Raw genomic sequence first — 13,178 nt, 5'->3', positions numbered from 1 at the left:
GCTATCGAATAATGCTTACTAAGAATAATACAAAGTTCATCAAATCTCTCCAATTAAAGAAATTCCGTCAAAAAGAAGGACTATTTATAGTTGAAGGAGCCAAAAATACCCTTGAATTATTAAATTCTCCCTATAAAATCGAGACTTTAATTGTAAGCGAAGCATTTTTAAGTAAGGTAAAAAAAGAAAATTTCACCCTGGCAGTTGAGCCAATTATTGTAAAAGAAAAAGAATTAAGCACTTTAGGTTCTTTTCAGACCAATACTGAAGCGCTTGCTGTGGTTCATGAAATGGAAGTTACTGAATACAAAGCTAAAGGTTTTGATTTGGTTTTAGACGATATTCGTGACCCAGGAAACTTAGGTACCATCATTCGATTAGCTGACTGGTACGGTATCCAAAATATTATTTGCTCTGAAACCACAGCGGAATTTTATAACCCAAAAGTAATCAGTGCCTCGATGGGTTCTATTTTCAGGACTCATTTATATCGAAGAGATTTGAAAGAATTCTTATCCAAAAACAAACACCGAAAAATTTACGGTGCTTTGCTGGAGGGAAAAAATGTGCACCAAGTTAATTTTGAAGATACTGGACTTTTAGTGATTGGAAATGAATCGCACGGGATTCATCAGGAGCTTATTTCATTGATCACCGAAAGTGTAACAATCCCTAAAATTGGCCATGCAGAATCCTTGAATGCTGCAATGGCTACGGCTATTATTTGTGATAATGTTTTTAGAAATTGTTAATTTTTAGACACAAAAAAACCTGCTTGCTGGAGGCAAACAGGTTCAGATTATTTTTATAAATTTTTATTGAGCGCTAGCTTCAATAGTGGCTTTCATAGTAAAAGTAATTGTATAATCTATTGGAGCACCTGCATCTCCTCTAAGAGTGATATTCAATAAAGAACCATCATCAAGTACATATATCTCAACTACTTGTTTCAATTGGGTAACATACTCTGGGTCAAGAGAATTTAATTGTTCTTCAAATGTTGAACCACTAAGAACCCCAGCTCCAGTTGACACTCTGGTCTCACCAGCATCAAATTGAAGCTGTAAATCAGTAGGAATAGCACTACCTTCTGCTAAATTATCAACCACTGAAAAATCAAAAGAATCAACCGTGAAATCCTTCATCTGCTCACGTCTTTCCTTAATCTCATCAGATGCTACATCAACTTGTTCTACAATTACAAAAGCACCAGTTTCTGTACTTGATACTCGAAAAGTTTTCGATAAATCAGTTGGGACATCAACAGTAATTTCTTCTGATAAATCTTCGCAAGAAATTGCAGTTAAACTAAACAACGCGGCAATTGACGCTGAATAAATCAATAAATTTTTAAATGTGTTCATAATCTCCTTCTTTAAATATGATAATTCAAAAATAGACATAAATATTAAAATATTTCTTTCAAATCGAATATTTATACAATTTTTTCGATGAACTGAGGGACTAGACAGTTGATTGTTGCTTAGTTGCACATAGCTAGAATGAACACTCCATCTGTTGATATTAGTATTTAATTAAATAGAAAGCGCTAAACCATTTAAGACCGCTTAAAAACCGAAATTATTACAACTCCTCCCGTTGAACGTGTTTTCACCTCAAGTTTTCATGATACTTCAAGGGGGTTTCAGCGCTAAAATTTGGGTGAAAACACTCAAACGGGGGACTTAAGTGCTAAAATAAATGCCGCAGTGGCTACAGCAATTATTTGTGATAATGTTTTTAGAAATAAGTAGGCATAAAAAAACCTGCTCTCAGCTTGAAAACAGGTTTTAAACAATAATTTTATAGCTAATTAGTTTGCTGAAGCCTTTAAGGTTCCATTAATAGTCATAGTAACTGTTATATCGATTGGTCCATCAACCGCCTCACCAACAAGTTCCAAGTTAATCATTCCATTTGATGCATCTGCAGGCTTTACTACAGTATCTTCCAAATACTCTTTGAGTACCTCTAGTCCATTTAAGGTTAAACTTTCTAACTTCTCTTTTAGTTCAATTGTTCCTGGGAAAGGTAGTGTTCTTGCCTGCGAAAATACCATCTTTGTATCTTTAGACAAACTACTTCCCGTTGCGATATTATCCGTTACTTCAAAACTAATTGCTGAAACTTCAAATGATTCTAATCTATCTCTATATTCTTGAACCTCTGGAGAATTTAAATCAATCTCATGAGGATAAGTATAAACGCCCGCTTCAGGAACTTGAATAGTAAAGGTTTCCTCAAATTCTGTTGGCACATCAACTGCGATATTCTCCACCGCATCAAGGCATTCATTTGCCGTTAAACCAAAAAACAATACAAATGCCAATGGGTAAACTAATAATTTTTTAATATTTTTCATCTTTCTTCATTTTAAATATTTATCCAAATATAAGTGTAATTATTAGAAAAATTCATTCTAATAATTCATTTATCCAATTTTTTCGATAAAGAAGGGAATTTGACAGTTATTTGTCAGGTATTGATTAGATAAATTTATTCTAATATTAGCTAAACAATGTTAAATGAAACCAAATTACTTTAAACCTACGCTCATAAACTCGTTCTAATTAAAAAAAGCCTATTAAAATTTTATTTTGCAGAAGATGAACAACTCATTAGGTAAATGTTTAATCATCATTGGTGTCTTTGTGCTGTTGGCAGGCATCATTATTTATTTTTTTCATGACAAATTGCAGTGGATAGGCAATTTACCAGGCAACTTCAGAATTGAAAGAGATAATTTTAGATTCTATTTTCCATTTACCACTATGCTGCTGGCTAGCTTAATTGTTTCGCTACTGATTCGCTTATTTAGAAATATCTTTTGAAAAACTTACAATTTCATGCTTTTCAGTCTCAAGCTATTCAACACAACCGAAACTGAGCTAAAGGCCATTGCGGCTCCAGCTATCATAGGGTTAAGTAAAAATCCTGTGAAAGGATAAAGCAATCCAGCGGCTAATGGAATTCCGATAATATTGTAAATAAATGCCCAGAACAGGTTTTGTTTTATCCCTCTAATCGTTAACTGGGATAAGTGAAAGGCTTTAGGCAAATTCTGCAAATCAGAACCTATTAAAGTCATTTTTGCGACATCAATCGCAATATCAGAACCTTTGCCCATGGCAATACTAACATCGGCCTGAGCCAATGCCTCGGAATCGTTTATTCCATCTCCCACCATCGCCACGACTTTTCCTTTGGCTTGCAATTCTTTTACAAAATTGGATTTATCAGCAGGCATTAAGTTAGCTTTCACATGCTTTATTCCGACAGCATTTGCTACCGCCATAGCCGTTTTTTCAGCATCTCCTGTCAGCATATAAACTTCCATTCCTCTATCTTGCAATTGTAGAATACTGATTTCTGCAAATTCTTTAATTTTGTCTGCTATACCTAAAATAGCCAGAATATGATGTTCATCAGCAAAATAAATCACCGTTTGTCCATCAGTTTCCCACTCATCTGCAACTTTCAACATCTCAGCTTCAACTACTATTCTTTGCGCTCTAATTAAAGCGATATTTCCTACAAAATAATTAAGCTCTTCCGATTTAGCTTTTACTCCCCTGCCCGTAATGCTTTCAAAGGAATCAATTTGCACATCTGATAAATTATCAGATTTAAATTTATTTAAAACAGCATCGGCTAAAGGATGCTCACTTTTGGCTTCTATTTCACAAAGAATTGATTTCAGCTTATCATCTTCTAAAAGCCAGTGTTGATTCACCACAGATGGCTGTCCCTCGGTAATGGTTCCCGTTTTATCTAAGATAATGGTATCTGCCTGATAGGCTTTTTCCAGACTTTCTGCATCACGAATCAGCATATTGTTTTCTGCTCCTTTTCCTACACCCACCATAATGGCGGTTGGAGTCGCTAAACCTAAAGCACATGGACAGGCAATAACCAAAACAGTTATGGCCGATAGCATGCCTTGTGTCAATGCATTATCGTCACCAAAAATTTGCCATAAAATGAAAGTCAAAATGGCAATTCCGATAACGACAGGCACAAATATTCCGGCAATTTTATCGACCAGTTTTTGAACAGGTGCTTTACTTCCTTGTGCTTCTTTTACTCTTTCGATTATAGATGCCAATAAGGTGTCTCCACCTACCTTTTCTGCTTTGAAAGAAAAACTTCCTTTTTGATTGATGGTGCCTGCAAATACTTTTGTTCCTTCAATTTTTTGAACGGGCACAGGTTCACCGGTTATCATGCTTTCGTTTACATATGAATCACCGCTAACTACCAGACCATCTACCGGGATTTTATCTCCTGGTTTAACCAAAATTTCAAATCCTTCTTTAACCGCGTTGATAGGAATTTCCTCTTCTTTTCCGTTTACTAAAACGATTAGAGTTTTCGGTTGCAAGCCTATCAATTTTTTTAAGGCAGAGGAAGTATTGGTTTTAGCTTTTTCTTCCAGGTATTTCCCCAAAGAAATGAAGGTGATGATAACCACCGCTGCTTCGTAATATACATGAGCTTCCAAACCTCTTTGCAGCCAAAATTCCGGATAGAAAGTATTGAAAACGCTCAATAAAAAAGCAATTCCAGTACTTAAAGCCACCAGAGTATCCATATTGGCTTTACCGTTATTAGCTTGTTTCCAGGCACCCGTGAAAAAATGCCCTCCAAAATAGAATAGAACTATAGCCGATAAGGGAAGTGATATGTAGTGGCCAACTTCCCAATCCATAAAAAACATACCGATGATAAAGACGGGAATGGAAAGAATAGCTGAGCCAATTAAGCTTTTTCTAATCTTTAAGAACTGAGCCATCTGAGCCTCTTCTTGCTTTTCAGCTACATTTTCTTCTTCAATAATGGCATCGTAACCAACGCCCTGCAAAGCCATTTTTAAATCCTCGAGGGAAACTTCATCAGGATTAAAAGTTGCCCAGGCAGTATGAGTGGCAAAATTCACATCAGCATCTTGAACACCCTTAGTGCTTTTCAAGGTAGCGCCTACACTGCTGGCACAAGCTGCACAGCTCATACCAGTTATAGGAAATGTTTTTTTGACGATACCAGATTCAACTTTATCAGACATAAGTTCTATTCCCTTAAGGAATTATTAAAATCTACAAATTAATATATAAACATTTTTTCATATATTACGATATGAAAGTGATGGAAGTTCAAAAGTCCGATAAAAAATTAGCTGCCATGGCAAAAGTTTTGAAAGCAGTTGCCAATCAAAACAGATTACGGATTGTGCAGCTACTAATTATTAACGGAGAACTGACAGTAAATGAAATTTGTGAAAATTTGAAAAACTGTGAACAGTCTTTACTATCCCATCATTTGTCAGCCTTAAAAGAAACTGGGATTTTGAGTTCGCGGAGAGCAGGTCGAAAGATTTACTACTCTTCTGCTAAAAAAGAAATTGAGCATTTATTGAATTGTTTAGAAAATTGTTGTGATACAAAATAAGAGATGCCTCAAATTAAACTTTCAACTACCATACAAGCAGAGAGAAACATTGTTTTCGACCTTTCAAGAAGTATTGATTTACATAAAATTTCTACCCAGCATACCAATGAAAAAGCAATTGCGGGAAGAACAGAAGGTTTGATTGAAATGGGTGAAAGTGTTACCTGGAGGGCTAAGCATTTTGGGTTTTACCAAAAACTCAGAACAGAAATTACGGAGTTTGAGCGCCCAAATTATTTTACGGATGAAATGGTTAGTGGTGCTTTTACAAAATTTAAACATGAACATCATTTCATAGCTTCAGGAAACAGGACAGAAATGACTGATTATTTTGACTATGAATCTCCTTTTGGAATAATAGGAAGGTTGGTGGATAAAATGCTGTTAAAAAAATATATGACTGAATTACTCAAAAAGAGAAATCAAACTATTAAAGAGTTTGCAGAATCTGAAAAATGGAAAGAAATTATTAAATAAATAAAATTATGAACCTTATAATGAACGATAAGGTAACAGAGGTGCTAGAAAAATCTCCGTTTGAACCTGAGTTGAAAGATGAAATCATCAAAAGCGGCAGAATGAAAAAATCAAAAGCCGGACAAACCGTCATCCATCATGATGATCACGCTCAAGAAATGCCTCTCGTAATATCTGGAGTTTTGAGGGTAATGAGAAATGATGACAATGGAAATGAAGTTTTCCTCTATTATTTGGAAGGGGGTGAAACATGTGCTATGTCCGTTACATGTTGTTTGGAAGGAAGGAGAAGTTCTTTTCACGTAGTAGCAGAAGAGGACTCTGAACTATGGATGATGCCGGTTTCTAATTTGGACAGTTGGATTACTAAATACCACAGTTTCAGAAGATTTGTTTTTAATGCTTACCAAACGAGATTTGATGAATTATTGCATACAATAGATAGCATGGTGTTTATGAAGCTTGAAGAAAGACTTTATAATTATTTGCTCGACAAGAAAGTTTCTAGTGGATCATATGAAATTAAAAAAACGCATCAGGAAATTGCTAATGAACTAAGTACCTCACGAGTGGTCATCTCCAGACTTTTAAAGAAATTAGAAAAAGAAGGAAAAATAGAGCAAAGGAGAAATTATATAGAGATTCTTTAGAAACTGACAATACGGGTAGTATTTTTTACATTATCATTTTACACATAAAAAGCTTTGCTCTCAAATAGCAAAGGGGTTTTACTTTCTGATTTCCAAATTTATTGGGCAAAAGGATAAAAAATAACATTGCCACTGTAATACTCATGAGGAAATATAGGGTTGTATTAATTTTTTAAGTTGATTTAAAATTGATATTGGCACAAGTCTCAAAATCTAAATACCTTTTTTTTAAAAAAAACTATCTAAATGATATTACTGAATATATTTGAAACTACCCTTCCATTGACAAATCCAGTATTGAAATTTCTATTAATATTGGTAATCATTCTGTTCGCTCCCATCATTCTAAATAAAATAAAAATTCCTCATCTCCTCGGATTGATTATAGCAGGTGCAGTTATCGGACCAAATGGAATCAACCTAATCCAAAGAGATAGTAGTATCATTCTTTCAGGCACGGCAGGACTTCTTTACATTATGTTCCTAGCCGGTTTGGAAATTGACTTGGCCGACTTTAAAAAGAACAGTAAAAAAAGTGTAGTCTTTGGCTTATTCACTTTTATTATTCCAATGATTTTGGGTACAATAGCAGGATATTATGTATTGGAATTTACATTACCAACTTCTGTTTTGCTTGCAAGTATGTTTGCCTCCCATACTTTAATTGCCTACCCATTAATCAGCAAAATGGGAGTATCTAAAAACAAAGCAGTCAATATTACTGTAGGCGGAACAATGATTACAGATACTTTAGCTCTTTTGGTGCTTGCCGTTATTGTGGGTATGAACACAGGAGAAGTAAATACAGAATTTTGGCTTAAACTATCCATTTCAATTCTCATATTCGGTCTAATTGTAATGTTAATTTTCCCCATTATCGGTCGATGGTTTTTCAAGCGGTTTGACGACAATGTATCCCAATACATTTTTGTTCTAGTTATGGTTTTTCTTGGTGCTGTTTTAGCAGAGTTAGCAGGCATTGAAGCAATTATTGGAGCATTTTTGGCTGGACTTGCACTCAACAGATTGATTCCACAAACTTCCCCTTTGATGAACCGAATTGAATTTGTTGGGAATGCAATTTTTATTCCTTTCTTTTTGATAGGGGTTGGAATGCTAATCGACTATCAAGTATTTTTTAAAGATTTAGAAACTATTAAAGTCGCTGCTGTTATGATAATTGTAGCCACCACTGCAAAATTTTTAGCCGCATGGATCACACAAAAAACCTTTAAGTTTTCTGTTGACGAAAGAAGGTTAATATTTGGATTGAGCAATGCTCAAGCTGCCGCAACATTAGCAGCCGTTTTAGTAGGTTATAATATAATTATTGGACAAACTGATTCGGGTGAACCAATCAGATTATTAAATGAGAGTATTTTGAACGGAACGATCTTAATGATTTTATTCACTTGCACTATTGCTTCGTTTGTTGCACAAAAAGGAGCTAAAAATATTGCTTTAGCTGAAAGTGAAGAAGAATCTAAAGATCAAAAGGAGATTGATGAAAAAATATTGATACCAATCAGTAATATTGATACCACGGATGAATTAATTAATCTTGGAATAACAATAAAATCGAAGAAAAATAAAAAAGGATTGTTTGCTTTAAGTATTGTTGATAATAATTCCAAGGAAAGTTCTGCTGACAAAAGAGCCCAAAAAATTTTAAGTAAAGCAGCAATTACAGCATCAGCCACTGACAACTCTATAACAGGCTTACTACGCTATGACCTAAATATCGTTAATGGAATAACCAGTGTTGTCAAAGAACATAAAATCACAGATTTAATATTAGGACTTCACGTTAAAAAAGGTATTTCAGACTCCTTTTTAGGGAATCTTACTGAAGGGATTTTAACTAAATGCAGCACGACAACGTTGATTTACAAGCCAGCCCAACCCTTTGCTACCATAAAGAGGCATATCATCATTGTACCTCAAAATGCAGAAAAAGAAATTGGTTTCCCTTTTTGGATTATAAAGGTTTGGAACATAGCTAGAAACTCTGGCGCCAAACTTTTATTCTACGCAACAGAAGGCACCTTAAAAGTTATACACAAAATTCAATCCCAACATCCCATTGAATGTGAATATGAAGAATTTAATGATTGGGAAGATTTTTTAATTCTTGCCAGAGACTTTCAAAAGAATGATAATTTAATAATTATCTTAAGCAGAAAAGACAAACCCTCTTACCAAAACAAAATGGCAAAAATACCTTCTTATTTGAACAAATATTTCAAGGATACTAGTTACATTTTAATTTACCCATTGCAAGAAGGCATAACGGATACCTCAAAGATTGATTTAAAGAACCCAACTTTTATTGAGCCGCTTGAAAGACTTGACGAAATTGGAAAAACAATTGCAAAAATTTTTAAATGATCAACTTAAAACATTCAGTGCCTACTGTCTCATTCACTAAGTAACCGATGTTACAATTTAGCATTAAGCAATGCCGTATACTTGTGTAAAGTTTAAAAAGAAATTAATTTTGAGATATGAACATAGAACAAATTTATACTGGGTGTTTAGCACAAGGTGCATATTATATTGAAAGCAATGGAGAGGTTGCGATTGTAGATCCTCTAAGGGAATCTGCACCCTATATTGAAAAGGCAGAAAAGCATGGAGCGAAAATCAAATATATTTTTGAAACTCACTTTCATGCAGATTTTGTTTCAGGTCATGTGGACTTAGCCGAAAAAACGGGTGCTACAATCGTTTTTGGTCCGGGTGCTAAAACAGATTTCAATATGCATGAAGCCAAGGACGGTGAACTATTTGAAATAGGAGAAATTAAAATCAAAGTTTTGCATACACCTGGTCATACTTTAGAGAGTTCGACTTTCTTATTGATCGATAAAAAAGGAAAAGAAAAAGCTATTTTCAGTGGTGATACATTGTTCATTGGAGATGTTGGAAGGCCGGATTTAGCCCAAAAAGCTGGAAAGATTACACAAGAAGATTTAGCTGGAATGCTTTTCGACAGCTTACGAAATAAAATCATGACTTTGCCTGATGATGTAGTGGTTTACCCAGCTCATGGTGCTGGCTCTGCTTGTGGTAAAAATATGAGCAAAGAAACCTCCGACCTTCTAGGCAACCAGAAGAAAAACAATTATGCGCTTCGAGCGGATATGACCAAAGCCGAATTCATTGCAGAAGTTACAGATGGATTATTGCCTCCACCTCAGTATTTCGCTCAAAACGTTGCTTTGAATAAATCTGGTGAAACATCAGGTTTAGACCAAATATTAAAGAAAGGTAACGTAGGCTTAGATGTAGAAGCATTCGAATCCATGGCCAATCATGAGGGGGCGCTAGTATTGGATACGCGTCATCAAACACAATTTGTTAAAGAGCATATTCCAAATTCAATCTTTATTGGGATTGATGGAAGTTTCGCCCCTTGGGTGGGTGCTTTAATTCCTGACTTACAACAACCGATTGTATTTATTGCTGAAGAAGGTCGAGAAGAAGAAATCGTCACCCGATTATCAAGAGTGGGATATGACAACACATTAGGGTATTTGAAAGGTGGAATTAGTGCCTGGAAAACAGCAGGAAAAGAAACGGATAGTGTAAAATCAATTCCAGCAACCAAATTTGCTGCTGAATTAAAATCTGGCAACCTCACTGTTTTAGATGTTCGAAAACCTACTGAATTTCAATCAGAGCATATCGAAAAGGCTCAAAACTTCCCGCTAGACTATATTAATGATAATTTTGACGAGCTGGATAAAAATCAGGAATATTATGTACATTGTGCAGGAGGATATCGCTCTGTAATTGCCGCATCAATCATGAAATCAAGAGGGGTTCATAAATTAGTGGACGTTGCAGGTGGATTTAAAGCCATAGCAGAAACTGACATTCCTACGACTAATTATGCATGTCCTTCTAATTTGAAGTAAATTAACAATTGAAACCATTAACAGTAAAAAGAGGGTTACTTTATCATAAGATAGCCTTCTTTTTTTCACTTAGAAATATTTTCTAGTAGATTAAAGATGAAGTAAACAAATGAGCTATTTACTTTAAGTTATCTTTTTCAATTTGATCATAACGGTGGTACCTTTTCCTTCATCGCTATGGATATCCATATTACCCTTCAATTTTTTGATAAATTGTAAAACAATGGAGAATCCTAAACCACTCCCCTTTTCATTATCAGTTCCAGAACTGCTAACTATGTGTTTACCATCTAATACTTTTTGAATTACACTTTTAGGCATTCCGTCACCATTGTCCTGAATTTTAATTTCAATCCAACTACTTTTCTGTGCAGCTTCCAATTTAATCTCACCTCCTTTTGAAGTGAATTTAACTGCATTAGAAATTACATTTCTGAATATGGTCAATAAGGCATTCTTGTCGGCTGAAACATAAAGATTATCTTTAATTGTATTAATTATTCTAATATTTTTCTCTGCAAGCTGATAATCAAACAAATCAATAGTTCTATCTGAAATTTCTTTAATTGCGACCTTCTCCATTTTGAAATTAAAATCCCCTTTATGGCTAAATCTCCACGAGAGCAGTTGGTTTGTAAGTGCGGATAAATTTTGAATGGATTTATTTAGAAATTCAAAATATTCAGTTTTTCTGCTCTCATCCTTCTCTGTTTGGGCTAAGCTGAGTATGGTTTCAATATTTCCAATTGGTCCTTTTAAATCATGAGCAATAATTCCAAAAAGTTTGTCTTTACTATTATTGGCGTTTATGAGGGTTTGTCTCACGCTGTATAACTTAATAGCTAAAAATAGTAAGAGAACCAGGAACATCACGATTAATATTCCGATTGTATAGTGCAATTGAATCAGTTCTTGTTGTGCATAAAGTTCTTTCTGTTTTTCTGAATTTTGAAGTACTAAATATTCATTCTCCTTTATTTTATTTTCAACTTCATAGCGCGTTTTAATTTCCTCTAACTCACGAGTTCTTTCAGATGCAGTCAGCGAATCTTTTTCAGCACTATGTAATCTATGAAATTCATAAGCTTTTTTAAATGCACCTTTTTTAGCATAATTCTCTGCAATTAGTCTGTAAACATCTTGTCGATCTCTAGTTTCAGAAGTTGCATCCATCATTTGAAGTGACCTTTCATAATAGTACAACCCACTATCATAAGATTGAATGCGGGTATGAATTTTACCTATGGTATAATAACTATAAATTAATACTGATTTGTATTGGTGCCTTTCTTGTAAATTAATTGCTTGATGGAGTAAATCAAGAGCTTCTTGATATTCACCTAATTCCATTTTTGCTTCCGCTAAATTGCCTAGGTTAATCGAAAGTCTGAATGAATTATCACCTTTTTCATTTATTGCCAGGGACTTCTTATAATAATTAATTGCACTTTTATAAGCTCCTTCATAATAATCTACTATGCCTAAATATTCATAATTAGTAGCGATGCTAAATGAATCATTCGATTGGATTGCCTCATCTAACATTTTTTGATATATTTCTCTTGCGTCTACATACTTTTCAATGCTAACATAAATTCCAGCTAATATATTAGCAGCTTCTATTAAATGAGCTGTTTCACCCAACTGCTCAAAAATCGCCATAGCACTCAAAATCTCTTCTATTGCCTCAACATTATCTGTCATGCGCCATAGTGAATGTGCAATTCCAGAACTTGCTTTTCCTTCATAAAATTTATTTTGATTTTGAATCGCAATCGTTTTTAGCTTTTCATAGCTAACCAATGAATTAGGATATTCACCTGTAATAAATAATGCATTTGAATAATTCAGATAAAATTCCAAGCGCTGAGTTTCAGATTGAAACTCTGTTGAATCATTGTCTATCCTCCTGTAAAATTGAATTGCACAGGAATAATTCTCGGCCACTAAACAAGAATCACCCTTTTTAAGTACATTTTCAAAATCCTCGGTATCTGCACCAATAGCTAAGCCATAATTTAAAAGAATAATGTTGAATAGAATAATCACAGTACTTTTCGAATGTTAAAAATTGAAATTAACCTATTGCACTATAATTCTATAAATATTTCACCTAATTTTTATAGAACCATTACTAATTTATTCAAAAAAACGAATTATTTCAATTCTCTTTAATTCAAGGCTAATAAACAGGTGCTAATTATAATTTTGAGGAATTTCAAAATGAAGACTTTAAAATTTTGTAATTTACTTTATATATTAAAGTAAATTATATCTAAAATTCAGTTGATCAGATTTGATTTTAACACTTCAATCTGTAGGTTTAATGTATGACCTCAATGCATTCAAATATGATTCGAAAGAATTGATTCCTTTCTCAGTTATCTTACAAGTGGTATGAGGATAATTATCCTTAAAGCTCTTCTTCACTTTAATATAACCTGCATCCTTCAACTTATTAACTTGTACACTCAAATTACCAGAAGTAGCATTTGTTTTTTCTTTGATAAAATTAAAATCAGCTTCTTCAAAATTCATCATCAAACTCATGACAGCTAACCTTAACTGTGAATGTAATAAAGGGTCTAGTGGCTTGAACATGTTGTAAATAATAAGTTATAAAAATATACAATGTAATCTACTTTACATAATAAACTTAATTAAAATACTACAGCGAGACAAGGAT

General features: G+C 34.0%; 12 protein-coding genes. 7 read left to right on the top strand and 5 right to left on the bottom strand.

Annotated features, from left to right (window positions below; all coding sequences use genetic code 11):
* The first annotated feature begins 11 nt into the window (after positions 1–11).
* On the top strand, positions 12–752 hold the full coding sequence (locus VFM92_RS11865) for an RNA methyltransferase (RefSeq protein ID WP_325122442.1): 741 nt from the start codon (positions 12–14) through the stop codon (positions 750–752).
* Between the two features lie 63 nt (positions 753–815).
* Here the strand turns inward: VFM92_RS11865 and VFM92_RS11860 are convergent, their stop codons facing one another.
* Positions 816–1,364: a hypothetical protein gene (locus VFM92_RS11860; RefSeq protein WP_325122441.1), complete on the bottom strand. Its 549-nt coding sequence runs from the start codon at positions 1,362–1,364 to the stop codon at positions 816–818.
* A 449-nt stretch (positions 1,365–1,813) separates the two neighbouring features.
* Complete coding sequence (locus tag VFM92_RS11855; RefSeq protein ID WP_325122440.1) at positions 1,814–2,362, bottom strand: hypothetical protein; 549 nt, start codon at positions 2,360–2,362, stop codon at positions 1,814–1,816.
* A gap of 244 nt (positions 2,363–2,606) precedes the next feature.
* Here VFM92_RS11855 and VFM92_RS11850 point away from each other — a divergent pair, with 244 nt between their 5' ends.
* Positions 2,607–2,831: a DUF2905 domain-containing protein gene (locus tag VFM92_RS11850; RefSeq protein ID WP_325122439.1), complete on the top strand. Its 225-nt coding sequence runs from the start codon at positions 2,607–2,609 to the stop codon at positions 2,829–2,831.
* Between the two features lie 5 nt (positions 2,832–2,836).
* Here VFM92_RS11850 and VFM92_RS11845 read toward each other — a convergent pair whose 3' ends face one another.
* Positions 2,837–5,062: a heavy metal translocating P-type ATPase gene (locus VFM92_RS11845; protein WP_325122438.1), complete on the bottom strand. Its 2,226-nt coding sequence runs from the start codon at positions 5,060–5,062 to the stop codon at positions 2,837–2,839.
* Between the two features lie 71 nt (positions 5,063–5,133).
* Here VFM92_RS11845 and VFM92_RS11840 point away from each other — a divergent pair, with 71 nt between their 5' ends.
* The 5 genes from VFM92_RS11840 to VFM92_RS11820 all read left to right on the top strand — a co-directional run bounded on the left by VFM92_RS11840 (position 5,134) and on the right by VFM92_RS11820 (position 10,492).
* A complete protein-coding gene (locus VFM92_RS11840) occupies positions 5,134–5,445 on the top strand; it encodes a metalloregulator ArsR/SmtB family transcription factor (protein ID WP_325122437.1) in 312 nt (103 codons plus the stop codon).
* 3 nt (positions 5,446–5,448) lie between these two features.
* A complete protein-coding gene (locus VFM92_RS11835) occupies positions 5,449–5,922 on the top strand; it encodes an SRPBCC family protein (RefSeq protein WP_325122436.1) in 474 nt (157 codons plus the stop codon).
* Between the two features lie 8 nt (positions 5,923–5,930).
* Entirely contained in the window at positions 5,931–6,572 is a 642-nt protein-coding gene (locus tag VFM92_RS11830; protein WP_325122435.1) for a Crp/Fnr family transcriptional regulator, read from the top strand.
* 246 nt (positions 6,573–6,818) lie between these two features.
* Positions 6,819–8,960: a cation:proton antiporter gene (locus tag VFM92_RS11825; RefSeq protein ID WP_325122434.1), complete on the top strand. Its 2,142-nt coding sequence runs from the start codon at positions 6,819–6,821 to the stop codon at positions 8,958–8,960.
* 116 nt (positions 8,961–9,076) lie between these two features.
* Positions 9,077–10,492, top strand: a complete 1,416-nt coding sequence (locus tag VFM92_RS11820; RefSeq protein ID WP_325122433.1) for an MBL fold metallo-hydrolase — start codon at positions 9,077–9,079, stop codon at positions 10,490–10,492.
* 123 nt (positions 10,493–10,615) lie between these two features.
* Here the strand turns inward: VFM92_RS11820 and VFM92_RS11815 are convergent, their stop codons facing one another.
* The gene (locus VFM92_RS11815) at positions 10,616–12,541 is read right to left on the bottom strand and encodes a tetratricopeptide repeat-containing sensor histidine kinase (RefSeq protein WP_325122432.1); all 1,926 of its coding nucleotides are present in this window, start codon (positions 12,539–12,541) and stop codon (positions 10,616–10,618) included.
* 261 nt (positions 12,542–12,802) lie between these two features.
* Entirely contained in the window at positions 12,803–13,093 is a 291-nt protein-coding gene (locus tag VFM92_RS11810; protein WP_325122431.1) for a transcriptional regulator, read from the bottom strand.
* Between the last annotated feature and the right edge of the window lie 85 nt (positions 13,094–13,178).

It is taken from the genome of Marivirga sp., from assembly GCF_035704835.1.
In the GTDB taxonomy this organism is placed as follows: Bacteria; Bacteroidota; Bacteroidia; order Cytophagales; family Cyclobacteriaceae; genus Marivirga.
The sequence above is the reverse complement of the archived record's forward strand: the minus strand, read 5'-3'. Positions and strand labels throughout refer to the sequence as shown.

Excerpts from the sequence above, each read along its gene's own strand:
- VFM92_RS11825 (WP_325122434.1), top strand. The coding sequence starts at position 6,819 with ATGATATTACTGAATATATTTGAAACTACCCTTCCATTGACAAATCCA.
- VFM92_RS11835 (WP_325122436.1), top strand. The coding sequence starts at position 5,449 with ATGCCTCAAATTAAACTTTCAACTACCATACAAGCAGAGAGAAACATT.
- VFM92_RS11830 (WP_325122435.1), top strand. The coding sequence starts at position 5,931 with ATGAACCTTATAATGAACGATAAGGTAACAGAGGTGCTAGAAAAATCT.
- VFM92_RS11865 (WP_325122442.1), top strand. The coding sequence starts at position 12 with ATGCTTACTAAGAATAATACAAAGTTCATCAAATCTCTCCAATTAAAG.
- VFM92_RS11860 (WP_325122441.1), bottom strand. The coding sequence starts at position 1,364 with ATGAACACATTTAAAAATTTATTGATTTATTCAGCGTCAATTGCCGCG.
- VFM92_RS11810 (WP_325122431.1), bottom strand. The coding sequence starts at position 13,093 with ATGTTCAAGCCACTAGACCCTTTATTACATTCACAGTTAAGGTTAGCT.
- VFM92_RS11850 (WP_325122439.1), top strand. The coding sequence starts at position 2,607 with ATGAACAACTCATTAGGTAAATGTTTAATCATCATTGGTGTCTTTGTG.
- VFM92_RS11855 (WP_325122440.1), bottom strand. The coding sequence starts at position 2,362 with ATGAAAAATATTAAAAAATTATTAGTTTACCCATTGGCATTTGTATTG.
- VFM92_RS11840 (WP_325122437.1), top strand. The coding sequence starts at position 5,134 with ATGAAAGTGATGGAAGTTCAAAAGTCCGATAAAAAATTAGCTGCCATG.
- VFM92_RS11845 (WP_325122438.1), bottom strand. The coding sequence starts at position 5,062 with ATGTCTGATAAAGTTGAATCTGGTATCGTCAAAAAAACATTTCCTATA.
- VFM92_RS11820 (WP_325122433.1), top strand. The coding sequence starts at position 9,077 with ATGAACATAGAACAAATTTATACTGGGTGTTTAGCACAAGGTGCATAT.